This is a genomic window from uncultured Sulfitobacter sp., assembly GCF_947502895.1.
In the GTDB taxonomy this organism is placed as follows: domain Bacteria; phylum Pseudomonadota; class Alphaproteobacteria; order Rhodobacterales; family Rhodobacteraceae; genus Sulfitobacter.
Genome location: NZ_CANNBM010000001.1, coordinates 927,391 through 951,023, shown reverse-complemented (window position 1 = coordinate 951,023; position 23,633 = coordinate 927,391). Strand labels below are relative to the sequence as shown.

General features: G+C 60.2%; 23 protein-coding genes. 10 read left to right on the top strand and 13 right to left on the bottom strand.

Annotated features, from left to right (window positions below; all coding sequences use genetic code 11):
- Positions 1-9: 9 nt before the first annotated feature.
- Both Q0903_RS04855 and Q0903_RS04850 read left to right on the top strand, forming a co-directional pair.
- Entirely contained in the window at positions 10-579 is a 570-nt protein-coding gene (locus Q0903_RS04855) for a peroxidase-related enzyme (RefSeq protein WP_299413321.1), read from the top strand.
- On the top strand, positions 576-1,490 hold the full coding sequence (locus Q0903_RS04850; RefSeq protein ID WP_299413318.1) for an OmpA family protein: 915 nt from the start codon (positions 576-578) through the stop codon (positions 1,488-1,490). The genes Q0903_RS04855 and Q0903_RS04850 overlap by 4 nt, the downstream gene beginning before the upstream one ends.
- Before the next feature lie 73 nt (positions 1,491-1,563).
- Here Q0903_RS04850 and Q0903_RS04845 read toward each other — a convergent pair whose 3' ends face one another.
- The 3 genes from Q0903_RS04845 to Q0903_RS04835 form a co-directional block, all read right to left on the bottom strand.
- On the bottom strand, positions 1,564-2,469 hold the full coding sequence (locus Q0903_RS04845; protein ID WP_299025846.1) for a LysR family transcriptional regulator: 906 nt from the start codon (positions 2,467-2,469) through the stop codon (positions 1,564-1,566).
- A 146-nt stretch (positions 2,470-2,615) separates the two neighbouring features.
- On the bottom strand, positions 2,616-3,824 hold the full coding sequence (locus Q0903_RS04840; protein WP_299413315.1) for a Hint domain-containing protein: 1,209 nt from the start codon (positions 3,822-3,824) through the stop codon (positions 2,616-2,618).
- 115 nt (positions 3,825-3,939) lie between these two features.
- On the bottom strand, positions 3,940-5,967 hold the full coding sequence (locus Q0903_RS04835; RefSeq protein WP_299413313.1) for an NADPH-dependent 2,4-dienoyl-CoA reductase: 2,028 nt from the start codon (positions 5,965-5,967) through the stop codon (positions 3,940-3,942).
- Between the two features lie 156 nt (positions 5,968-6,123).
- Between Q0903_RS04835 and Q0903_RS04830 the strand changes: the two genes are divergently transcribed.
- On the top strand, positions 6,124-6,606 hold the full coding sequence (locus Q0903_RS04830; protein ID WP_299025840.1) for an RNA pyrophosphohydrolase: 483 nt from the start codon (positions 6,124-6,126) through the stop codon (positions 6,604-6,606).
- Positions 6,607-6,608: 2 nt separating this feature from the next.
- On the opposite strand, the gene Q0903_RS04825 is transcribed toward Q0903_RS04830, so the two are convergent.
- Genes Q0903_RS04825 through nth form a run of 3 tightly spaced genes read right to left on the bottom strand, consistent with a single transcriptional unit; the run spans position 6,609 to position 8,841 of the window.
- Positions 6,609-7,199, bottom strand: a complete 591-nt coding sequence (locus tag Q0903_RS04825; protein WP_299413310.1) for a GNAT family N-acetyltransferase — start codon at positions 7,197-7,199, stop codon at positions 6,609-6,611.
- Positions 7,199-8,191, bottom strand: coding sequence for an adenosine kinase (locus Q0903_RS04820; protein WP_299025835.1), 993 nt, complete (start codon positions 8,189-8,191; stop codon positions 7,199-7,201). The genes Q0903_RS04825 and Q0903_RS04820 overlap by 1 nt, the downstream gene beginning before the upstream one ends.
- On the bottom strand, positions 8,188-8,841 hold the full coding sequence (nth, locus tag Q0903_RS04815) for an endonuclease III (protein ID WP_299025833.1): 654 nt from the start codon (positions 8,839-8,841) through the stop codon (positions 8,188-8,190). The genes Q0903_RS04820 and nth overlap by 4 nt, the downstream gene beginning before the upstream one ends.
- Before the next feature lie 62 nt (positions 8,842-8,903).
- On the opposite strand from nth, the gene Q0903_RS04810 reads away from it, so the two are divergent.
- The 3 genes from Q0903_RS04810 (at position 8,904) to Q0903_RS04800 (ending at position 11,324) form a co-directional block, all read left to right on the top strand.
- A complete protein-coding gene (locus Q0903_RS04810) occupies positions 8,904-9,782 on the top strand; it encodes a bifunctional helix-turn-helix domain-containing protein/methylated-DNA--[protein]-cysteine S-methyltransferase (protein ID WP_299413307.1) in 879 nt (292 codons plus the stop codon).
- A 158-nt stretch (positions 9,783-9,940) separates the two neighbouring features.
- Complete coding sequence (locus tag Q0903_RS04805) at positions 9,941-10,618, top strand: OmpA family protein (protein ID WP_299025827.1); 678 nt, start codon at positions 9,941-9,943, stop codon at positions 10,616-10,618.
- 163 nt (positions 10,619-10,781) lie between these two features.
- Positions 10,782-11,324: an NADPH-dependent FMN reductase gene (locus tag Q0903_RS04800; RefSeq protein ID WP_299413304.1), complete on the top strand. Its 543-nt coding sequence runs from the start codon at positions 10,782-10,784 to the stop codon at positions 11,322-11,324.
- Here Q0903_RS04800 and Q0903_RS04795 read toward each other — a convergent pair.
- Positions 11,321-11,719: a VOC family protein gene (locus Q0903_RS04795; RefSeq protein WP_299413303.1), complete on the bottom strand. Its 399-nt coding sequence runs from the start codon at positions 11,717-11,719 to the stop codon at positions 11,321-11,323. The two genes, Q0903_RS04800 and Q0903_RS04795, sit on opposite strands and share 4 nt — an antisense overlap.
- The gene (locus Q0903_RS04790) at positions 11,716-12,747 is read right to left on the bottom strand and encodes an FAD-dependent oxidoreductase (protein WP_299413300.1); all 1,032 of its coding nucleotides are present in this window, start codon (positions 12,745-12,747) and stop codon (positions 11,716-11,718) included. Before Q0903_RS04790 ends, Q0903_RS04795 begins: the two co-directional genes overlap by 4 nt.
- Positions 12,748-12,805: 58 nt before the next feature.
- Between Q0903_RS04790 and mnmD the strand changes: the two genes are divergently transcribed.
- Positions 12,806-13,465: a tRNA (5-methylaminomethyl-2-thiouridine)(34)-methyltransferase MnmD gene (mnmD, locus tag Q0903_RS04785; RefSeq protein WP_299413298.1), complete on the top strand. Its 660-nt coding sequence runs from the start codon at positions 12,806-12,808 to the stop codon at positions 13,463-13,465.
- The gene (locus Q0903_RS04780) at positions 13,462-14,331 is read left to right on the top strand and encodes a DMT family transporter (protein ID WP_299413296.1); all 870 of its coding nucleotides are present in this window, start codon (positions 13,462-13,464) and stop codon (positions 14,329-14,331) included. The genes mnmD and Q0903_RS04780 overlap by 4 nt, the downstream gene beginning before the upstream one ends.
- Here the strand turns inward: Q0903_RS04780 and Q0903_RS04775 are convergent.
- On the bottom strand, positions 14,296-16,269 hold the full coding sequence (locus Q0903_RS04775) for a lytic transglycosylase domain-containing protein (protein WP_299413294.1): 1,974 nt from the start codon (positions 16,267-16,269) through the stop codon (positions 14,296-14,298). The two genes, Q0903_RS04780 and Q0903_RS04775, sit on opposite strands and share 36 nt — an antisense overlap.
- A gap of 162 nt (positions 16,270-16,431) precedes the next feature.
- Between Q0903_RS04775 and dapA the strand changes: the two genes are divergently transcribed.
- Positions 16,432-17,307, top strand: a complete 876-nt coding sequence (gene dapA / locus Q0903_RS04770) for a 4-hydroxy-tetrahydrodipicolinate synthase (RefSeq protein WP_299025807.1) — start codon at positions 16,432-16,434, stop codon at positions 17,305-17,307.
- A 91-nt stretch (positions 17,308-17,398) separates the two neighbouring features.
- Positions 17,399-18,562, top strand: coding sequence for a M20 aminoacylase family protein (locus Q0903_RS04765; protein WP_299413292.1), 1,164 nt, complete (start codon positions 17,399-17,401; stop codon positions 18,560-18,562).
- Positions 18,563-18,571: 9 nt separating this feature from the next.
- Here Q0903_RS04765 and Q0903_RS04760 read toward each other — a convergent pair whose 3' ends face one another.
- From Q0903_RS04760 to Q0903_RS04745, 4 genes are all read right to left on the bottom strand, one after another.
- A complete protein-coding gene (locus tag Q0903_RS04760; RefSeq protein WP_299413290.1) occupies positions 18,572-19,039 on the bottom strand; it encodes a GNAT family N-acetyltransferase in 468 nt (155 codons plus the stop codon).
- On the bottom strand, positions 19,036-19,908 hold the full coding sequence (locus tag Q0903_RS04755) for a DmsC/YnfH family molybdoenzyme membrane anchor subunit (protein ID WP_299025797.1): 873 nt from the start codon (positions 19,906-19,908) through the stop codon (positions 19,036-19,038). The genes Q0903_RS04760 and Q0903_RS04755 overlap by 4 nt, the downstream gene beginning before the upstream one ends.
- A complete protein-coding gene (locus Q0903_RS04750; protein ID WP_299413288.1) occupies positions 19,908-20,687 on the bottom strand; it encodes a 4Fe-4S dicluster domain-containing protein in 780 nt (259 codons plus the stop codon). The genes Q0903_RS04755 and Q0903_RS04750 overlap by 1 nt, the downstream gene beginning before the upstream one ends.
- Before the next feature lie 94 nt (positions 20,688-20,781).
- A complete protein-coding gene (locus Q0903_RS04745) occupies positions 20,782-23,622 on the bottom strand; it encodes a molybdopterin oxidoreductase family protein (protein WP_299025792.1) in 2,841 nt (946 codons plus the stop codon).
- Between the last annotated feature and the right edge of the window lie 11 nt (positions 23,623-23,633).

The window sequence follows — 23,633 nt, the reverse complement described above, 5'->3', positions numbered from 1 at the left end:
GAGCCTACTATGGCTGACGATGCCCCAACCGCCCTTGACCTGCCAATGGTTGATCCGCTGCCCGCAGCGACACAAAAGTACTTCGACATCTGTACTGAAAAGTTGGGGATGGTTCCGAATGTTTTGCAGGCCTATGCGTTTGATATCGACAAGCTGAACACCTTTACCGCGCTGTATAACGACCTGATGCTGGGGGACAGCAACCTCAGCAAGCTGGAACGCGAAATGATCGCGGTCGTCGTTTCAGCTGTGAACAAGTGTTTCTATTGCCTGACAGCGCATGGTGCGGCGGTGCGCGAGCTGTCTGGTGACCCGATACTGGGTGAGCAGATGGTGATGAATTACCGTGTTGCCGATCTGGACCCGAAAACGCGAATGATGCTGGATTTTGCGGTCAAGCTGACCGAGGCCCCCGAGATCATCGAGGAAGAAGACCGCGAAGCATTGCGCGCGATCGGATTTAGTGACCGCGATATCTGGGACATCGCATCGGTGGCGGGGTTTTTCAACATGACCAACCGTGTGGCAAGCGCGTCTGACATGCGGCCCAACAAGGGCTATCACGCGCAATCGCGATGAAGCGGATCGGCTGGGCGCTGGCGGCGTTATGGGTTGCAGGCGGCGCGCAAGCGGTCGAACTGCACCTGCCGACCAGTGCGCGGCAGATGATTACCCGTGATACGGCACAGGACCGCTATGAGCTGCCTGTGGCCCCGTTTGCGGACGGGCATTTGCCCACGCAGCGTATTGTCGGTGCCGTGGCGCGCAGTGCGTGGCGGATTGATCAGGCGGGGCTGACACCACTGCAAGTGCTGGCCCCGCTGCGCACGCAGTTGGAGGCGGCGGGTTTTACGATTGTGCTGGATTGCGCGGCGGCTGCCTGTGGCGGCTATGATTTCCGATTTGGTGCTGAAGTGCTGCCCGCGCCGAACATGTACGTCAACATCCGCAACTACCACGCATTGTCGGCCCTGCGTGGTGAAGAGGCCGTGAATATTCTGGCAAGCGCGTCCAGCGGGGCGAGCTTTGTCCAGATTATACAAGCAGGCAGCAATGCGGCGACAGAGGATGTTGCAGCTGTTGCCGAAGCCCCTGTGGTTCTGGATGTACCGCAAGGCAGCATGTCCGCGCTTTTGCAGAGCGACGGCTACGTGGTGCTGGCAGGTCTGGATTTTGAGAGCGGCACATCGGAACTGGGCGCTGGGCCGTTTGACGTGCTGGCTGAGTTGGCAGAAACGCTGGCAGCGCGTCCGCAACTGCGCATCGCACTGGTGGGCCATACGGATAATGTGGGCAGTCTGGACGGCAATATCGCCCTGTCGCGCAACCGCGCCGCATCGGTGCGTGCGCGGCTGGTAGGGCGGTACGGCGTGACGGCAGGGCGGCTGGAGGCGCAGGGCATGGGTTACCTTGCCCCCCATACCACCAACAGTACAGAAGCGGGCCGCGAGACGAACCGCCGTGTCGAGGCAGTGGTATTGCAGAATTAAAAAACCCCCGATTGTGCAAAGCACAACCGAGGGGCAAGTTTCACCGAGGGGAGATGGTGTTCGTGTGTCTGGCTTACCAGTCGCTTGGGCCTTTCTCGGCGAAAGCGTGGACCAGAAAATCGATAAAGGCGCGGACCTTGGGCTGGGTAAACCGGCCTGGTGGGTAGACCGCATAGATGCCTTGGGTTTCTTGGGGCAGGTCGGGGATTGCATCCTCGATCAGTCCCTGCGCCATCGCATCCGAGTAGAGGAAGCTGGGCAGATAGGCGATCCCAAGGCCAGAGATGGCGGCGTTGAGCAGGGATTGTCCGTCGTTGACCGAAAGCCAGCCAGCGGTGCGGACCTGACGTTTCTCGCCTGAAGGCGCGGTCAGTTTCCAGACATTGCCGCTGGATTGGTTCGAATAATGCAGCAGCTTGTGATCGTTCAGATCGTCGATTTTTTCGGGGCGGCCATATTTTTCGAAATAAGCGGGCGAGGCGATCATGCGTTTGGTCGTCTCGGTCAGTTTGCGGGCACGCAGGGTGCTGTCCTCAAGCTCTCCAATCCGGACGGCCATATCAAAGCCTTCGGAGATTAGTTCAACATAACGGTTGTTGAGGACCATGTTGACGGTGATGTCGGGAAAATCGCCCAAGAATTCCGATAAGACCGGACTGAGGTGGTTTACGCCGAAGTCTGTGGCCACCGAGATGCGCAGCAGGCCTGAAGGCGCTGATTGCATGGAGGTAACGAGCGCGTCAGCCTCTCCCGCGTCATTAAGAACGCGGCGGGCGCGGTCGTAATATGCAAGGCCGATCTCGGTTGGCGAGACGCGGCGTGTTGTGCGGTTGAGCAGCCGTGCGCCCAGCCGTGCCTCAAGTGACGAGACGTGTTTCGAGACGGCAGACTTTGAAATCCCCATCTTTTTGGCGGCGTCGGTAAAGCCACCCTGATCCACCACGGTGGCGAACGCTTCCATTTCTGTCAGGCGGTCCATATGCCGTCCCCTTCCATTCTTATTTCAACGATGAGCTATGACGGGGGAATGGGGCGCAATCGGGGCAGGGGTGGGACAGTAGCAAGGTAATTGCAAAACCGTTGCAAGGCAGGAAACAGGGGAACAGTGTGTTTCGACCTCTGGGTTCAGGCTGCTATCAGCCCCGCGCCACAAAGGGCGAGTGCGTTGCGCTGGTGACGTTTGACCATCTGTCGCACCTTTGCGCCTTTGGCGAGCAGGCGCGCGGGTTCTGGACCTGTTGTCGGGTCTGGTTTGTGGGCTGCGGGCAATGCGTCCAGCTCTTTGCGGGCGTTCGGTGACAGGGATGTGAGTGTGGCGGGACCGAGATAGAGGCTTTCTGTCGGGGCGCCATTCGCGAAGATCACCTCGTGACGGGGCAGCAGGATATGAAAGAACAAGAACCCGTCCAGCACCGGAGCAGTGGTGACACCGTCAGCGCCTGCCAGATCTTTGGCGTGGACCAGTATTTCGGCGGTTGCGAACATACGCGCGGCAATAGGGGAGCGCACAAGCATTCTGTGCTGGCGCGATACGGTAAGGCTGCGGTGTGGCAGCCCGTTGCCCAATGCGCCCCGCGCGATGCGTATTGCGCCTTGTCTGCTGTCTTGGGCGATTTCTGCGGCCGTGCGGTGAAACGCGAAAATCCATGTGATCGGTTGTGGGCCATGGTCAAGCGTGTTGATCCAATCGCCTGCGCGCAATGCCTCTACCCGTATGTCGCCTTTTGGCGTGGATACGGTTGTTCCCTTTGTCAGACACACATTTGTCGTGCCCGGGCTGGGTGCTTCGTTGTTTACAAATGTCGCGGCCCCGTCGCCGTCGCGTTGGATCGAAAACCCGTCTATATCATTGCCAAAGTTTTCGCCGCTGCCCGATTGGGTCGCTGTAGGGGAAAAGCCGGGATAGTCGGTGACAGGATTGTCGAACGGATCGCCGTTAAACCGTGCGGCGATATATTCGTCGCTGGCGGGATCGTAGACGACGACATTGTCGCCGCCATTGTTGATGAGCGGTGAGGCGCGTCCCGCATCAAAGAACAGATCACCGGCATTGCCTGTAGGCAATGCGCCGCCTGTCTGGACGCCAGACATGACCAGTGCGTGCCCGCCTGCTGCCAGAATTGTTCCGGGTGGAAATGTGAACCACAGGCCCACACCGTCGTCCCAGAGCTCCAGACCGCTGATGTCGATGGCGGAGGGTGAGGCGTTATACAGCTCGATATACTCGTCGGTGCTGTTGGCGGTGCCGTTGCCGTCTGTATCGAAATTGGCTGTGCCATTCGGATCAACGAGAATTTCGTTGATTACAATTCCGCCCATCAATGTGTCTGGCATCACGATACCTCCACGGCGCCAAAGCGGGAAAGCCCGCGTCTGACTGTACAGATGCCGTGGAAGTGAGGTTATTTTACGCCAATTTTAAGCAAAATTGGCGTATTTTCCCGTATGCCTAGAGTGTCGCCGCCAGTCGGGTGCCTTGATCGATGGCGCGTTTTGCATCGAGTTCAGAGGCAACATCGGCGCCGCCGATGACATGGCACTTGGTGCCCTTGGCCTCTAGCGCGTCAGCGAGCGAACGGTCGGAAAGTTGGCCTGCGCACAGAACCACCGTGTCGGCGGGTATGGTTTGCGGGTTCTCGCGCGCTTCGCCAAAGGTGATGTGTACACCTTCGTCGTCGATACGCTCATAGTTCACGCCAGCGATCATATCGACGTTTTTCATGGTCAGGGAAGCGCGGTGAATCCAGCCTGTCGTTTTGCCCAGACCCTTGCCCGGTTTGGAGGGTTTACGCTGCATCATGGTTACGGCGCGGGCGGGTTTGTGGGGCTGTGGCCCTTCGGGAGCGAGGCCCGAGCGGTGATCCGAGGTATCGGCCACGCCCCATTCGCACATCCATTCGGGCAGGTTGAGGGTTGTGCTTTCGCCCTCATGGACGAGGTGTTCTGAGACGTCAAAGCCGATACCGCCTGCGCCGATGACAGCGACATGGTCGCCGATCTTTGCGTTGCCGTTCAGCACGTCGATGTAGCTGTAGACGTTGTCGCGGTTTTGCCCTTCGATTTGGGGGTCGCGCGGGACCACGCCTGTGGCGATGATGACTTCGTCATAGCCGTCCAGATCATTGGCGGAGACTTCTGTATCGAGATTCACGGTGATGCCGTGATGCGCGACCATGGTGCGATACCAGTCGACAAAGCCCCAGAATTCTTCTTTGCCTGCGACCTGTTTGGCGAGGTTGAGCTGGCCGCCGATCTCAGAGGCGCGGTCGAAGACTGTGACGGTATGGCCCCGCTCGGCCGCGGCCAGTGCTGTAGACAGGCCTGCAGGGCCTGCGCCGACGATGGCGATGGTCTTGGGTGTCGTGACAGGCTCCAGCACCAACTCGGTCTCGTAACAGGCGCGCGGGTTCACGAGGCAACTGGAGATCTTGCCCCCGAAGGTGTGATCGAGGCAGGCCTGATTACAGCCGATGCAGGGCGCGATCTGTGCGGCGTTGCCTGCGGCTGCCTTGTTCACAAAGTCCGCGTCAGCCAGCATAGGACGGGCCATGGAAACCATGTCTGCGCAGCCTGTGGACAGTACTTCTTCTGCCACTTCGGGCGTGTTGATGCGGTTGGAAGTGATGAGAGGGATCGAGACCTTGCCCATCAGTTTTTTCGTGACCCATGCAAAGGCTGCGCGGGGCACGGAGGTGGCGATGGTTGGGATGCGCGCCTCGTGCCAGCCGATGCCGGTGTTGATGATGTTGGCGCCCGCCTTTTCGATCTCGACGGCCAATTGCGCGACCTCGTCGTAGGTGGAGCCGTTTGGCACCAGATCAATCATCGACAAACGGTAGATGATGATGAAATCGGGACCGACGGTTTCGCGGACGCGTTTGACGACCTCGATTGGCAGGCGCATGCGGTTCTCATAGCTGCCGCCCCACTCGTCGGTACGTTTGTTGGTGTGGGTCACAAGAAACTGGTTGAGGAAGTACCCCTCCGAGCCCATGACCTCGACCCCGTCATAGCCTGCCTCTTGGGCGCGGCCTGCACAGGCCGCGATATCCGCGATCTGTTTTTCGATCCCTGCCGCGTCAAGTTCGGTTGGCGGGAAGGGCGAGATGGGAGATTTGATAGCAGAGGGGGCCACGCATTTGGGGCCATAGGCATAGCGGCCTGCGTGCAGGATTTGCATGGCGATCTTGCCATCGGCCGCATGCACGCGGTCGGTGACGATTTTGTGGTTCTTCACGTCATCGTCGCTGACCATCATCGCAGCACCGGGCAGAACGGAGCCTTCCATATTGGGGCCGATGCCGCCTGTTACCATCAGGCCCACACCGCCGCGTGCGCGGGCTGCATAGAACTCCGCCACGCGGTTCCAGTCCTTTGTTTCTTCCAGACCTGTGTGCATCGAGCCCATGAGGACGCGGTTTTTGAGGGTGGTGAAGCCCAGATCAAGCGGGGCAAGCATATGGGGATAGCTGGACATGGGAAGGGACCCTTCTGGCGGATTACGTTTGGCCGCAGCATGGCGGCGCGGGCATGTGATGTCATTAAGAACGCGGCGTCAGGCGCGGGGTGGTTCCCGCGCCCGCAGGGTTGATGTAGGTTGCGGCCAAGTTGGGTCAAAATAATGGATGTGTGCATGACGCCGGAAGAGATTGAAAAACTGCCCTACCGCCCCTGTGTGGGGGTGATGGTGATAAACGCAGGCGGCGAGGTGTTTGTGGGTCAGCGGCTGGACCGCAACTATGACGCGTGGCAGATGCCGCAGGGCGGCGTTGATCCGGGGGAGGACCCCGAGCAGGCGGCGCTGCGCGAGTTGGAAGAAGAGACAGGTATCACCCGCGATCTGGTGACAGTTGCGGCGCAGACGGATGATTGGCTGCCCTATGAATTACCGCATGAGTTGGTGCCAAAGCTGTGGAAAGGCAAATACCGCGGCCAAGAGCAGAGGTGGTTTTTGCTGCGGTTCCACGGCACGGACGATCAGGTGAACATCGCCACGGCCGAGCCCGAGTTTGGCGCGTGGCGATGGATTGCGCCCGAGGCGATGTTGGACGGCATCGTGCCGTTCAAGCGCGATGTCTATGCCGCAGTGCTGAAGGCGTTTGCCGACAAGCTGTAACGCTAGATGATCGGAGTGCGTGCGCCATGGGTTTCGGGCAACAGCCCGATACTGCGGGGATCGTCGTCAATCTCGACTTCCCGCTTGTACGGTGTGAAACCCGAGCGCACGTAAAAACCGAGCGCTTGGGGGCTGTCGATGGTGCAGGTGTGAACGTGAAACCGCTTGATATCCTGCAACCAGGCCAGATCAATGGCGCGGTCCATCAGATAGCGGCCCGCCCCTGTGCCGATCAGCGCGGAGGTGAGGCCGAAATAGGCCAGCTCACAAGCACCGCTTTCGCGGAAATCAAGCTCTAGCAGGGCTTCGTCACGGCCATCTTTGGTCAGGGTGTAGAAGTGGACTTGGGGGTCATCAAGGATGGCTTGCAACTCGGCGTCCGACAATTTCAGGCGGCCATACCACAGCCAGTCCTGAGAGCCGACGCGGGAGAATACATCGCGGTACCATGCCAGCGTGGGCGTGACCTGCCGAAATGTCAGGCCCGCAGGCAGCGCCGCATCTTTGGTCGCGGCGCGGGCATGCATTTCCAGATAGGTGACGATCACCGGAAGTTTGCCCTGCGGGACCGCATACTGACCGTCGCCCAGCATCAGACCAGCCCTGCTTTGCGGAATTCTTCCATCATGTCCTTTTCGGGGCGTGGCCCGATGTGGGAGATGACTTCGGCACCGCAGAGGTTGCCCATGCGCCCGCATGTCTCGATATCGCGACCTGTGGCCATACCATAGATGAAGCCCGCCGCGAACTGATCGCCTGCGCCTGTTGCGTCTACGGGTGTGACGCGGGCAGGGGCGGGAATATCAACGCGTTCGGTATCGCGGATAATGGTCACACCGTCACCTCCACGGGTGCAGACCATGACACGGCACATGGCGGCGGTTTCGAGCATTGCTGCCTCCAGATCGTCCGTCTCGAAGAGGGATTTGATCTCGGCCTCGTTGCCGATCACGAAATCCAGTTCGTGTTCGATCATTTGCAGAAAATCAGCGCGGTGACGCTCTACGCAGAAGGGATCGGAAATGGTGATACCCGCCATGCCGCCGCCAGCCGATGCTGCGCGGGCCGCTTCGCGGAATGCGGTTTTACCTGCGTCTTGGTCAAAGAGGTATCCTTCGAGGAACATTATCTTGGCGCGGCCCGCCACATCAGCGGGCACATCCGCCGAGGACAGACCCGTGGAGATGCCCAGATACGTATTCATCGACCGCTCGCCATCGGGGGTGACAAAAATCATGCTGCGCGAGGTGGGGCGGTTGCCATCGGCCACGGGCGGATTGACGAAATCAATGCCGTTTTCGGTCATGGCATCAGAATAGAAGTGGCCCAGAGCATCATCGCGCACGCGCCCGATAAAGGCGGTATTCAGGCCCAGTGCGCCAACGCCTGCAATGGTATTGGCCACAGCACCACCGGGTGTCTGCACCCGCTCGCCCATCGCGGCATAGAGTGTTTCTGCGCGGTCTTGTTCGATCAGCTGCATAATGCCTTTGTCGATGCCCATGCCGTCCAGAAAAGCATCTTCGGATGGGGCGATCACATCTACCACGGCGTTGCCGATACCGACGAGGTCGTAAGTCTTCATTCTGTTTTGTCCTTGTATTGGCACAGGTCTTTGATGATGCAGGTGCGGCATTGGGGTTTGCGGGCTTTGCAGTGATAGCGCCCGTGCAAGATCAGCCAGTGGTGCGCGTGAAGCTGGAAATCGGCGGGGATGTTATCCTCGACTGCGCGCTCAACCGCTTCGACTGTTTTGCCCGGTGCGATGCCGGTGCGGTTGCCGACGCGAAAGATATGGGTATCGACCGCTTGGGCAGGCTGCTGCCACCACATATTCAGCACGACATTGGCGGTTTTGCGGCCCACACCCGGCAGGGATTGCAGGGCCGCGCGGGAGTTGGGGACCACGCCGCCGTATTCCTCCACCAGAATCTGGCTGAGCTTCATCACGTTTTTGGCCTTTTGACGGAACAGGCCGATTGTCTTGATATGCTCGGTCAGCCCCTCAAGGCCCAGATCGAGCATTTTTTGGGGGGTGTCCGCGATCTGGAAAAGGGCGCGGGTGGCTTTGTTGACGCCGACGTCTGTCGCTTGGGCCGAGAGGGCCACGGCCACGACCAGCGTGTAGACGTTCACATGCTCCAGCTCGCCCTTGGGCTCTGGATCTGCCTCGTGGAAGCGTTCCATGATGGCGCGGATGGTGTGATAATCGAGTTGTTTGCTTGGTTTGCTCATGGCGCAAAGGTATGCGCAGGTTTCGGGTCGCGTGCAAGGCGGGCAGGGCATATTGTGGCCCTATGACACAAGCCCAGACACAAAGGCGGGACGGCCCGCACGACCCCAGCCAGAGCTATCACTACGGTGTGATTGCGCGGGCGATTGAACTGATTGACGCCTCCGAAGCGCCGCTGGGCCTTGAGGCCTTGGCCAGTGAAATGGGGATGAGCGTGGCGCATTTCCAGCGCGTCTTCTCGAATTGGGCGGGGGTGTCGCCCAAACGCTATCAGCAATATCTGACACTGGGCCACGCCAAGACCCTGCTGCGCGAGCGGTTCACAACGCTGGAAGCGGCGCATTCCACGGGGTTGTCGGGGACGGGGCGCCTGCACGATCTGTTTGTGCGCTGGGAGGCGATGAGCCCCGGAGAGTATGCCGCGGGCGGGGCGGGACTGGAGATATTCTGGGGCTGGTTCGAGACACCGTTCGGCGCGGCGGTGGTGATGGGTACGGATAAGGGCATTTGCGGGCTGTCGCTGGCTGCCGAGACGGGCGAAGAGGCGGCGATGGCCGAATTGCTGGCGCGCTGGCCTGCTGCGACTTTTACAGAAGATCCTATGCGGCTGCGCCCGTGGGTTCTGACCGCATTCGGGATGGAAGGCACACTGGACCGCGCACCGCTCTACCTCATTGGTGCGCCTTTCCAGATCAAGGTCTGGGAAGCGCTGCTCGCGCTGCCCGAAGGCGCTGTGACGACGTATGGCGCGATTGCCCAAGCAATAGGCAATCCGCGCGCGGTGCGGGCGGTAGGTACAGCAGTGGGGCGTAACCCCATCGGCTATTTGATCCCGTGCCACCGTGTGCTGCGAAAATCGGGTGAATTGGGCGGCTATCACTGGGGGCTGCCGATGAAGCGGGCCATGCTGGGCTATGAGGCGGCGCGGACGGACGCTCTGTAACTTGCACCGCGCGTGCACCGCGCGTGCAGGCAAATGTGCGCGGCATCCCGCTTATTCCCCGTAATCGGGCATTTTGCCGTGAACCAATCCGCCTTATATTGCGTTTACCGAAAAGATGCTTCGCCCGAACGGAGCCGAAACAGTAAGGCAGTAGTACTATGACATTTCTGAAATTTCCGCTTGTTGCTGCGGTGACGGGTATCCTTGTTCTTGGGGCATGTACCGATCCCAACGGCTCGATCCTTGCGCAGCCCGATGATCCGAACCAGCGCACCAAGAACGGTGCATTGATTGGCGCGGGTGCGGGCGCGTTGATTGGCGCGCTGTCCAAGGGTGATGGCAACCGTGATCAGGGGGCCGTGCGCGGTGCGTTGATCGGTGCGGCCATCGGTGCGGGCGGCGGTGCGTTGCTGGACCGTCAGGAGCGCGACCTGCGCCAGAGCCTTGGCAATGACAACGTGACCATCAACAACACAGGCGACCGTTTGATCGTAACGCTGCCGCAGGATATCCTGTTTGCGTCAGGTTCCAGCGCAGTGCGTCCCGATTTGCAGCGTGATCTGGGGGCCATTGCGGGCAACCTGCGGGCCTATCCTGATTCCACGATCCAGATTGTTGGTCACACGGACAGCGACGGGGAGGCGGGGTTCAACCAGCAACTCTCTGAAAGCCGCGCGAATGCTGTGGCCTCGGTGTTGATCGGTGCTGGTGTGCCGTCCCAGCGGATCCAGTCGTTTGGCCGCGGCGAGGCGCAGCCAGTGGCAAGCAACCTCAACGCTCAGGGCAAGGCACAAAACCGCCGTGTGGAGATTGTAATTCTGCCTAACGCGGCCTGATTTCCCTCACAGATACCGATTGAAAGCCCCGTGTGCAGCACTGCCCGCGGGGCTTTTTTATGTGTCGCGCATCTGCGCACAGATCATGTGTGCGGACAGGCCTTGAGACGGAGCGCAATCGTCGCAAGTAGTAAGGCAGAACAACATAGTAAGGAATAAAACAATGGCGACTATCAAGCTTCTCGGGATATCGGGATCACTGCGCGCACAGAGCGACAATACAAAACTGCTGGCAGAGGCGGCGCGTCTGTTTGGCGACGCACAGTATAGCCAAGCGGATATCAACCTGCCACTGTACAATGGCGATGACGAGGAAGCGAGCGGTGTGCCTGCGGCGGTGGATGCGCTGGCCCAGCAGATTGCCGATGCGGATGCTGTTCTGATTTCGACCCCTGAATACAACAAAGGCCCCTCTGGCGCGCTAAAGAACGCGTTGGACTGGATCAGCCGTTCGCAGATCAAGCCGTGGGGCGGCAAACCTGTGGCCGTAATGTCGGCAGCAGCGGGCCGTGCGGGCGGTGAGCGCGCGCAGATGGTATTGCGCGGGTTCATGGTGCCGTTTCGTCCGCGTATTCTGCAAGGGCCGGAGATTCACCTTGCTGCCAGCTATGAGGCGTTTGACGACAACGGCCATTTGACGGGCGAGATGTATATCAAGGAGCTGACGGCGTTGATGGATAACCTGCGCGCCGAGATTGGCCGCTAGGTCTGCGTGCTGATCTCGATCAGGTTTCCGTCGAGGTCGCGCAGATAAACAGACAGGATCGGCCCCGTAGCACCAGTGCGCGCTACGGGGCCGTTTTCGACCTTGGTGCCGTGTTTCGCCAAGTGCTCCTGCCACTGCGCCAGCGGCGTGGCGGTTAGAAAGCACAGATCGGCAGAGCCCGTCTGGACATGTGCCGCCTTCGGTTCAAATTCGGCCCCGCACTGGTGCAGGTTTATCTTCATATCGCCAAAGCGCAGGGCGTGACGGGTGGTGCCATCGGCAACCGTAAAGGGCGTGTGGGTCATGCCGAGAGATTGGGTATAAAACGTAATCGTGGCGGGGATGTCTGCCACGGTTAGGACCAGATGATCGAGTGTGTCGAGTTCGGGTGTCACAGGTTATCCTCCACGCGGAAGCCTTCGGGGATTGTGTCTGTTTCCGTCAGGACCAGATCGGCCATAACTTCGGCCACCTTCGGGGCCATGCCAAAGCCGATTTTGAAGCCGCCGTTGGCAATGAAATGCCTTGCACGATCGGGCCATGCCCCCAGCATTGGCGCGCGGGAGCGGGCGCGGGGGCGCACGCCTGCCCAACGGGCAATCACGGGTGCATCCTTTAGCGCTGGCACTGCGGCACGGGCGCGGGCGACGACATCGTCCAGCTGCGCATCGGTACTGGCGGGGTCATCATACTCCCGCTCGGAGGTGGAGCCGATGGCGACGGTGCCGTCGAGGTGGGGAATGATATGCACGCCGCCCGAAAAAAGCTGCGGGCTGCCAGCGGCGTTGTACTCCAGCAGGGCGGCTTGGCCTTTTACGCCATTGCCCATGCTGCGGGTGTGGGTCTTGTTCAACGCTTCTAGCCCCGCAACGCCAGTGGCCCAGATGACCGCGCCTTTGTCGGGCGCACCGGATTGCACCGCCACCCCGCGTGCGGCCAGCGCGGCGACCAGTGCATCGCAGGCTTGGCGCGGGTGCATATGGGCGCTGAGTGTGTCGCGGATAAGGTGCTGATCGGGGCTGAGTGGTTGCCATTCGCTCTGCGGCGCGGGGACGACCTCCCAGATTGCGGCGTCTTGCCAGAGATCTTTTGCTGTCTCTTTGCGGCGCAGTGCCAAGGCGCGGGCTGCTTCGTCCGCGATGGGTTGTAAGCGGCCTGTGCGCGCATAGCCTGCGGATTTGCCGCCTGTCTGTGCGATGTCTTCCCAAAATGCTTCGGCCATGAGAAGGCTTTCGAGCTGGAAGGCTTTTTTGGGGTTCCAGTTTTCGGGCACATGGGGGGCCAATGCACCAACGATGCCGCCGCTGCTGCCTGCGCCTGCGCCATTGGGGTCGATGATTTGCACGGTGGCGCCGCGCTGGACGCAGGCCCATGCGATAGACAGGCCAAAGATGCCTGCGCCGCGAATGGTGATATCGGTCATTGCTCTGGCCTTTGATTGCGCGCTAACTGCGATTGACCGAGTGATATAGGGCAGCAGCGTGCAGGACCAGACGGCAGATATCGAATGGCGGGACGGGCGCGTGCCTGTCTCTACCCGCTTTGACGATCCGTATTTCAGCCTAGAGAACGGGATGGATGAAACGGCCCATGTCTTTCTGGCAGGAAATGACCTGCCTGCGCGGTTTGCGGACGGGTTTCACGTGGCGGAACTGGGGTTTGGCACGGGGTTGAATTTTTGCGTGGCATTGCGGGCGTTTCGGGCTGCGGCCTGTGGCGGGCGGCTGCTGTTCACCAGTTTTGAGGCTTATCCCATGGCGATGGATGATATCCGCGCTGCGTTGGGTGCGTTTGACGGGTTGCCCGATGATCTGGTGCAAGCGGCTGCGTTTCCGACCCATCTGGAGGGGCCTGATTTTGATTTGCGTGTTGTGGTGGGCGATGCGCGGGTAACTTTGCCTTCGTGGGACGGCCAAGCGGATGCGTGGTTTCTGGACGGGTTTTCGCCTGCGAAAAACCCCGAGCTTTGGTCGCCCGAATTGATGGTGCAGGTGGCGGCGCATACGGCCACAGGCGGGACTGCAGCCACCTATACGGCGGCGGGTTTCGTGCGGCGCGGATTGCAGGATGCAGGGTTTGAGGTGGCGCGCGTGCAGGGCTATGGCCGCAAGCGGCATATGACGCGCGCGGTCCTGCGGTGAGCCAGGGTAACAACATCCCGTTGGGCATTGGCCTGATGATCGCGACGACATTCGTGTTTGCCGTGCAGGACGGACTTTCGCGGCATCTGGCGGGTGAATACAACGTGCTGATGGTGGTGATGATCCGCTATTGGTTCTTTGCTGCCTTCGTGATCGCCATTGCCAAACGGCGCGCAGGCGGCATCATCGCTGCAGCGCGGACCGAACAGCCGCTGATCCAGATCACACGTGGCCTGCTGTTGAGCCTTGAGATTTGCGTTATGGTCTCTGCCTTTACCATTCTGGGGCTGGTCGAGAGCCATGCGGTGTTTACCTGCTATCCGCTGCTGGTCGCGGCCCTGTCGGGGCCTGTATTGGGCGAGCATGTAGGCTGGCGGCGCTGGGCGGCGATTGGTGTTGGGTTTGTCGGGGTGATTATTATCCTACAGCCTGGCGTGGGGGTGTTTGACATACGCGCGCTGATCCCGTTGTTGGCAGCTGCGATGTTTGCGGTCTACGGCTTACTCACGCGGTATGCGGGGCGGCGTGACAGCACTGCCACCAGCTTTTTCTGGACAGGGATGGTGGGGGGCGTTGCCATGACCCTGCTGGGCGCGTGGTTCTGGGAGCCGATGAGCGGGCAGGACTGGGTCTGGATGATCTGCCTTTGTCTGACAGGCGTGACGGGCCACTGGCTGCTGATCCGCTGTTATGAGGCGGCAGAGGCCAGCGCGGTGCAGCCTTTTGCCTATTTGCAGCTTGTCTTTGCCGCGACCATCGGGATTGCGCTGTTCGGCGAGACGGTCAGCACCAATGTCATCATCGGGTGTGCGATCATTGTGGCTGCCGGACTATTCACCTTTTGGCGCGAACGACAGCAGGGTTGAGCCGATAAGCTCCTCATAAAAGGGGATCGGCAGCGCCTCGCGGCCCAGACGGGCGCGGTAGATGGGCAGGCTTTCTGTCACGCGCATGATGTAGTTCTGCGTCTCGCGGAAGGGGACCATTTCGACCCAGTCGACGACATAGATATCGCCCGTGCGCGGATCGCCATAGTCGTTCATCCAGCGGATTGGGCGGCTGGGGCCTGCGTTATAGCCTGCGGACATCATAACCACATTGCCGTCGAAACGGCCTGCAAGCTCGGCCAGATATTGGGTGCCTAGGCGCGCGTTATAGACTGGATCTGCCGTCAGGCGCGCGGTGCTGTGCTGCGGCGCGATCCCCAGTTTTTGAGCAACCTCTTTGGCGGTGGCGGGCATCAGCTGCATCAGGCCGCGTGCGCCGACACCTGATTGCACGACAGGGTCAAATTCGCTTTCGCGTCGCGCAATGGCCAGCGACATTTCAGGTGCCATGGGCAGATCGGCCTGAGCCAGCGGGTGCAGGGCATAGTAGGGGGCCGCGATCTCAAGCCCGCGTCTTGCGGCGCGTTTGCCTATCATCACGGCGATATGGGGTTGGCCCACGTCTATGGCTGCTTGGCCCAACAGCTCCAGATCAGGCTCCAGCAGTTGTTCGGCCAGATGGGTCCAGAACCGCTCGGCGAGGTTCATCTCGCCCGAGGCTTGCAGCAGCAGACCTGCCTCGAACAGGGGCGCTTTTGCCAGCGGGCTGGTGCGCCAGTCCTGCTCGGGTGGCAGGCCGCGGAGTTTTTCGGGAAACGGGATGCGCGCGCGCTCTGCTGCGAGCAGGCCATAGAAGGATGTCTGGTAGTTTGCGCCCATTGCATAGGCAGCAGTCGCGCCTTCGTTATCGCCAGCGGCCTCTAGTGCGCGGCCCTGCCAATATCCTGCACGGCCTTGGCTGATGGGGGATTCAACGGCTGAATCGTGGTTCAGAAAATGCTGATGGGCGCGCATCGGGTCGCCCAGAAAACGCAGGGAAATGTAGCCCGACAGCCATTCCAGATCGGCGTAATCGGACCCTTCGGTCAGGAAGTGCTGCGAGGCTATCGCATAGGCGCGCTGTTTGTCGCCCGAACGCATTTCGCCGCGTGCCAATGCACGGCGGCGGTTGCCCCATGCGGCGGGGTCACCAAGGCTTTCGATGCTTTTGGAGGCCTCAAGCAAAAGTTCTTTCGCATCGCCGATGCGGCCCTTGCGGACGCGCCATTCAAACCGCGCGTGGTTCACCCCGCCTGTGGATTGTAGCGCGGCGGGTAGTTTTTCGTAGATGTTGGCTGCGTTACCTGTGCGGCGATAGAAAGCGATGCGCGATTCGGCGGCCTGCTGTGCGCTGCGGCTGGCCACGCCGTACATCTGACGGGCCTCGTCATATTCGCGCTGCCAGACCATCGCGTCGAGCCGTGCATCATGGTGGGATTTGAGCAGGTCTGCATGGGCAGCTAGAAAGGCGGCCTGGGAATTGGCGTTCATTGGCATGGTGCGCCATGCCTGGACGATGCTGGCCTGCGCTGATCCGCTGTCGCCCGTGGCGGTAAGAGCTTTTGCATGGGCCAGCACGCCGCGCGGTGTTTGCGGCGGAACTTGCGCGAAGAATGCGAGGATTTCTGCATCGCTTTGCTTGATGACTTCGGGTTCCGAGCGGCGGCGCAGGTATTCCATACCGGGCCAGTCGGGACGGCGTTTGATGAAATCGATGATCTGGGCGTAGCTGCCGCGCTGTGCGCGCAGACGGTGCCACACGATCACATCGCGCGCGACGATCCCGTCACGTTCGGCGATGTTTTCGGCTGCTGTAAAATCGCCATTGCGCATGGCGTCCAGACCCCAACCCAGCGGGCGTGGACGCTCTGCTATCGCGGGGAGTGCCATGGCACAGAGCAGCAACAGGGCCGTCAGATAGCGTGTCATGGCTTGCATTTCCTATATCGGTCACAGTAGAGCCTGTGAGCATAGCCTATATGTGCGCGGGTTCAATTCACGCCTTCGCGCGCAGGCATTGTTTCTCTTGTGTCCCTGTTGAATTGGGATGCTTTCACCCACGGCGGCCACTGCGGTCTCCAGCACATAAGGAGCGTGCACATGTTTTCAGGTTCTATGCCTGCCCTCGTCACGCCGTTTCGCAACGGCGAGCTGGATATCGAAACACTCAAGAAACTGGTGGAATGGCACGTGGGCGAAGGCTCTAACGGGCTGGTGCCTGTGGGGACCACGGGCGAATCACCCACGCTGACCCACCGCGAGCATGAGATGGTTGTGGAAGAGGTGGTCAAAGCCGCCGCAGGGCGCATTCCCGTGATTGCAGGCGCAGGCAGCAACAATACGCTGGAAAGCATCCGTCTGGCGCAGCACGCCGAAAAGGTGGGCGCGGACGGTGTTCTGGTTGTGACACCCTATTACAACAAGCCTACACAGCGTGGGCTGATTGCGCATTTCACGGCGGTGCATGACTGCTGCGAACTGCCGATCATTATCTACAACATTCCCCCCCGTTCGGTCATTGATATGACCCCCGCCACTATGGGCGAGCTGGCCAAGCTGCCACGCATTGTGGGCGTCAAGGACGCCACTGCCGATCTGTCCCGCGTCAGCGCGCAGCGGATCACATGTGGCGCTGATTTCATTCAGCTGTCTGGCGAGGACGGGACGGCGCACGGGTTTAACGCTCAGGGCGGCGTTGGTTGTATCTCGGTCACGGCGAATGTGGCACCGGCGCTGACAGCGCAGCTGCAGGCGGCCTGCAAGGCGGGGGATTATGCAAAGGCGCTGGAAATTCAGGACCAACTGATGCCGCTACATCAGGCGATCTTTACCGAGCCGGGTCTGGTTGGGGTGAAATACGCCATGTCGCGGCTTGACCTGTGCTCTGAAGAGGTGCGGTTGCCGTTGACAGCACTGGCGGACGAGACACGCGCGTTGATTGACGCAGGTCTGCGCCACGCAGGCCTGATGAAATAGGCACATTGGGGGTGGGTTTGACCCACCCTACACAACGCGGGATTTCGGGCGTAGGGTGGGTGAAACCCACGTATTTCCGGAGGCCGCAGCCATGAACATCCTTCCCCTTATCAATAACAGCACAGACGAGCTGACAGAGATTTTCCGTGATCTTCATGCGCACCCCGAGATCGGTTTTACCGAAGTGCGCACAAGCGGCATTGTCGCGGACAAGCTGCGCGACTACGGCGTGGACGAGGTCTATACGGGGTTGGGAAAAACGGGCGTTGTCGGGCTGATCCATGGCAAGCAAAAGGGCAACCGCCGCGTGGGCCTGCGCGCGGATATGGATGCGCTGCCGATCCATGAGATTTCGGGCGTTGAATATACCTCGAAGAATGACGGCGTCATGCATGCCTGTGGCCATGACGGACATACGACGATGCTGTTGGGCGCGGCCAAGCATCTGGCCGCGACACGTGATTTTGACGGCACGGCTGTGCTGGTGTTCCAGCCCGCCGAAGAGGGCCTGGGCGGTGCGCGCCAGATGATCGCTGATGGATTGTTCGAGCAGTTTCCCTGCGACGAGATCTACGGGATGCACAACTGGCCAGGAGGAGAGTTGGGCAAAGTGGGCATCACCAAAGGCACTGCCATGGCGGGGGCTGCGTTTTTTGATATCATGGTGACGGGCAAGGGCAGCCATGCGGCCATGCCTTCCCAGAGCAAGGACGCGTTGATTATCGCCGCCAGCCTAGCCACCGAATTGCAAACCATCCTAAGCCGCAATGTGCCGCCGCTGGATACTTGTGTGTTGTCAGTGACGCAAATTCACGCGGGCGCGGCCTATAACGTGGTGCCAGAGGTGGCGACGCTGGGCGGTACGATCCGTTATTTCAAGGACGAGGTTTACGCGTTGGCCGCCACACGGATGCAGGCGATTTGTGACGGGTTCGCCATTGCCCATGATGTACGGATCGACTGTGATTTGCGCAATGTCTTTGACGTGCTGATCAACGATGATGCACTATCGGACGCCTATCTGGAGGCGGCGGCGGACATTGTCGGGGCGGACAACACCTTTGAGAAACAAGACCCCGCGACGGGGTCCGAGGACTTTGCCGACATGCTCAAAGTGGTGCCGGGCGCCTATTGTGTTGTGGGGCATGGCGGGACCATGGCGCTGCACAACCCTGCCTTTAAACTGGACCCTGCGATTTTGCCGATTGGCGCATCTGTGATGGCGCGGGTGGTGGAAAAGCGGTTGCCGCTTTAGCGCAGGTGGTCAGATGTCGCGGGCCATATGCGGCAGGGTGCGGTCTGCAATGGCGCTGGAGGGTGTCTGGTAAAGCGTGACAAAGCCCAGCCTTTCATAGAACGGGACGGCAGCAGGATCGGCATCCAGCACCAGCCGCGTGAGGCCTGTTGCACGGGCGCGGGCCAGCAGTGTCGACCAAAGCTGTTGCCCGATCCCGCGGCGTTTGTGATCTGGTGAGACGAAGAACAGGCAGATCTCGGCGCAGGCGGCTTCGGTGTTGCGGCGGTCAAGTGCTGCACAGCCGAGCAGGGTGCCTTCGGCTTCGGCGACCAGGAATTCGATCTGGGTCAGGCGCTGGGGTGTCACGCGCAGAGCGTCCACACATTGCGCCATAAAGGCTTCGTCATAGCCGTTTGATTGTTTGGAGTGGTAAACAAGTGTCGTCAGCGCCGCAGCATCACCTTCGGCTGCGGCGCGGATTTTGATATCGCTCATCGCTTGCCGTAATAGAGGCCGACCACGTGTTCGGCCTGTGCAAAGAACAACCAGCGTGCAGCCAGCACACCTGCCACATGGGCCAACACGGCAATCAGGGCGAGCCAGTGGTTGAAGGGTGGCAGCAGGACAAGAACAGGCAGGACAGTCATCAGCCCGATGGCGATGATGCGCAGCTTTTGCGCATGCTTGCGGCCGATTTCGTGCACAAATTCGCGCAGCAGGTAGTTGGTGCCTGTGTGTGGTGGCTCAAACGCGCGGACGGTGCCAATATTGCCCAGACCGGTGGCGGTCTGCATGTTGGTGCCACTGTTTGCGAAAGCAGTATCGCCACGCAACCATGTACCGATCTGAATGATCCCTGCGAGCACAAGCAGAGGAATGGCGGTTCTGACTTGTCCCGCCAGCAATGCGCCCCCTGCGATGCACAGGGACATGAAATTGGCCGAGGTGTAAAAGCTGTTCCAGCGCGGAATTGTTTTTAGTTGGCCGTAGATCATTGAAGTGGTGAAGACCGTCCCCAGCGATGCGATGGCGCCAAGGATGCCGATCAGGGTCCATTGCTGGGCAAAGAACACAAGACCAGCGCCGTAGATCGCCATCAGGACCAATGCGGCGACAGCACACCAAGCTTCACGCGAGAGCCAGCTGGAGCGCCACTGTGTGAACGCTTTGAGTGCGCGTTCGGGACGGCCAAGGTGGAAGGTGGAGGAAACCAGACCACCCACGGCCAGCAAATAGGCCAGCGCAAAGAACACAAAGCCCACAAAGCCTGTGGGCGCGTGGATGCCCAGCCCCATAAAGATCAGCAGGCCAAAGCCCAGACCCGAGAAGGTGGAAAAGATGATAACGGAAGGAGCGGGATGCATCAGAGTTTCTCCAGCGTTTTGTCGAGCCAGCTGAGGAAGCCTTTGGTTTCCGTAGCGACCGGCGTAAGGTAGGGGGCGAGAATGTCGATCTGCTCGTCCTGAGGCAGAGCCAGCTGGTCCTTGGGACGAGGCGGCAGGTACTTGTTCACGGGTTTTGTGCCTTGCTCGGGCATCAGGTCTATGCCGCCGCGCTCGGCCACCAGTTTGCTGACGTCCGAATCCGGATCACCCAGATCGCCGAAGTGGCGGGCATTTGACGGGCAGGTGCGCACGCAAGCGGGCTCACGATCCTCTTCGGGCAGATTTTCGTTGTAAATGCGGTCCACGCAGAGGGTACATTTTTTCATCACACCTTCGGCCTGATCCAACTCACGCGCGCCGTAGGGGCATGCCCATGCGCACAGCCCGCAGCCGATGCAATCGCTTTCGTTCACCAGAACGATGCCGTCTTCGACGCGTTTATAGCTGGCCCCTGTGGGGCAGACGGTAACACAAGGCGCGTCCTCGCAATGCAGGCAGGATTTGGGAAAGTGGATCAGTTGCGCATCGGGTGCAGGCTGGTCCTTGAGCATGGTCGGCTGGACCTCGTAGCTGTGCACGCGGTTGAGGAAGGTGCCCGAAGGGTCTGCGCCGTAGGGGTCTTGATCGCTGAGCGGTGCGCCGTAGTTTTCGGTGTTCCAGCCTTTGCACGATATCACACAGGCATGGCAGCCCACGCAGGTATCCAGATCAATGACGAGGCCGAGTTTCTTTTCGGTATGGGTGGGCAGTTGGGTCATCGTGTCTGCTCCTTGATAGATGTTGTATGGGGGCCAGCCCCCATCGTCCTGTGGCCGATTCCCCCGGAGGATTTAAGGCCAAGAAAAATAGACATCATTGGCCGACCTTCCATTTCAGCGCCTTTGGCCCTTGGCCGACGGGGGAGTTGATGGGAGGCATGTTCGGTTGGGATTGGGCATCGAGGGGGGCCGCTACCTTTTTGACGGCGACTTTCAGGTCGAACCACGCGGCCTGTCCTGTGATCGGATCGGAGTTGGCCCAGCGCAATCCGTCGCCTTTGGGCGGGAGCAATTCGTGGATGAGGTGGTTGAGCAGGAAGCCTTTGGTGGCTTCGGGGGCTTTTTCATCCAGCGCCCATGCGCCTTTGCGTTTGCCGATAGCGTTCCATGTCCAGATCGTGTTGGCGTTGAGCGCAGCCATTTCCATCACAGGCACGGTAATGGTGCCGTGTGGCGAGGTGATCTCGGCCCAGTCTCCATCGCTGAGGCTGTGCTGGCGCATAAGGTTTGTTGGCATATACATCGGGTTGCGGCCGTGCAGTTGGCGCAGCCATGCATTCTGGCTGCCCCAGCTGTGATACATCGCCATGGGGCGTTGGGTGAGTGCTGTGATGGTGAAGCCGTCGTTGCCCTGCTGGTCTGTCTCGTACCAGATGGGCAGGGGGGACATTTTCTCTTTGATACGCGCGCGCAGGTGGTCGGGGGGCTGGCGATCGCCGTGCCCCTCGGCAGCAAGTTGGAAGCGGCGCATCGGCTCGGCGTAGAGGCTGAAGAGGTACGGCTGAGGGCTGTCATAGAGGCCCATCTTTACGGCCCAGTCCTGATAATCGGCGTTCCACGGTTTGTAGTAGTTGGCCCCGTCGGGAATATGTTCGACATAAAAGCCGCCGTTTTCGATGTAGTTGTCCAGCTGGCTGGCATTGGGTGCGCCGCGCCCGCCTTGCAAGCCGTTTTCGCCCATGCGCCAGCCAGCGAGGGGGCCAACACCCGGACGGCGTTCATGGTTGACGATATAGTCGGCGTAATCGGCGTATTTCTGGGTGCCGTCCTCGTTGGTGAAGGCGGGCAAGCCGAGGCGTGCGCCAAGGTCGCAGAGGGCAGATTGGAAGCCTTTGACGTTGCGGTCAGGTTCTACCACGGGCCAGCGGATTGCGTCTGCCACGGCGTCAGCCTCGCAAATCGGGCGGTCGAGCAGGGAAATACAATCGTGACGCTCAAGATAGGTTGTGTCGGGCAGGATGAGGTCAGCATAGGCCACCATTTCGGATGAATAGGCATCGGAGTAGATGATGCGCGGGATGACGTATTCGCCGCTTTCGTCGCGGTCCGTTAGCATGTCCTGCACGCCTGTGGTGTTCATCGAGGAGTTCCACGACATGTTGGCCATATACATGAACAGCGTGTCGATTTTGTAGGGATCGCCCGCGTAGGCGTTGGAGATCACCATATGCATGAGGCCGTGGGCGGACATGGGGTTTTCCCATGTGAAGGCTTTGTCGATGCGCGCTGGGCTGCCGTCTTCCTTGAGCGCCAGATCGTCGGGGCCATGCACGAAGCCGAGGTGCGGGCCGTCTAGCGGTGCGTTGGGCGTGACTTTGCAGTGCGGCTTGGGGTGGGCAGTTGCGGGCTTGGGGTAGGGCGGTTTGAAGCGGAAGCCGCCTGGCACTTCCACGGTGCCAAGGATGATTTGCAGCGTGTGCAGGGCGCGGCAGGTCTGGAAACCGTTTGCGTGGGCTGAAATACCGCGCATGGCGTGGAAGGAGACGGGGCGGCCTGTCATCGTCTTGTGATGCTCGCCGCGGAAATCGGTCCATTCATGTTCAAGCTCGAACGCCTCGTCAAAGGCGACGCGGGCAAGCTCGGACGCAAGTGTGCGGATGCGCTCGGCAGAAATGCCGCACCGCTCGGCGACTGCTTCGGGGGCGTATTGCTCATCCAGATACATGTCAGCCATCTGGTGGAAAACAGGCCGATGGGTGATGCCCGCCTCGCGGTGGGTGGCGGCGAGATCGGGTTTTACCCCTTTTTGATCGTAGGGGGTAAGTTTGCCTGTGTTGCGGTCGATGACCAGCTCTTTGCCGTTGTCGTCGCGCAGTTTCAGGCCGTATTCGGGGGATTTCTCGTCGCCGTTTATCAGCACGGCGGCGTCTGTGTATTGCGCGAGGTAGTGCAGGTCGATCTTGCCCGCCTTCATCAGGCAGTGGATCATCGACAGGATGAACAAGCCATCGGTGCCGGGTGTGATGCCGACCCAATCGTCCGCTACGGCGTTATAGCCTGTGCGGATCGGGTTCACGCCAATCACGCGGGCGCCGCGTTTTTTGATTTTGCCGATACCCATTTTGATGGGGTTACTGTCGTGATCCTCGGCCACGCCGAACAGCATAAACAGCTTGGTGTGGTCCCAGTCGGGCTGGCCAAATTCCCAGAACGCGCCACCCATTGTGTAAATGCCAGCAGCGGCCATGTTGACGGAGCAGAAACCGCCGTGGGCTGCGTAGTTGGGCGTGCCGAAGCTCTGCGCGAACATGGAGGTGAAGGATTGCGATTGGTCGCGGCCTGTGAAGAAGGCGAGTTTTTCGGGGTTCGTCTCACGGATCGGGCGCAGCCAGCTTTCGGCGATGCTGTATGCCTCGTCCCAGCTGATATCCTCGAACTTGCCCTCGCCGCGCGCGCCTACGCGCTTCATGGGGGACTTGAGGCGTGAGGGGGCGTTATGCTGCATGATGCCAGCGGAGCCTTTGGCGCAGAGCACGCCTTGGTTTACCGGATGGTCGCGGTTGCCCTCGATATAGGCGACTTTCAAATCGCCGAGCGGGTCTTTCTTCATATGAACATTGATGCCGCAGCGACAGGCGCACATGTAGCATGTGGTTTTGCGGATCTCGTCAGAGACTTTCGGGCTCAGGTCCAGCACGGGCTGCTTTTGGGTCATTGTCTCTCCTG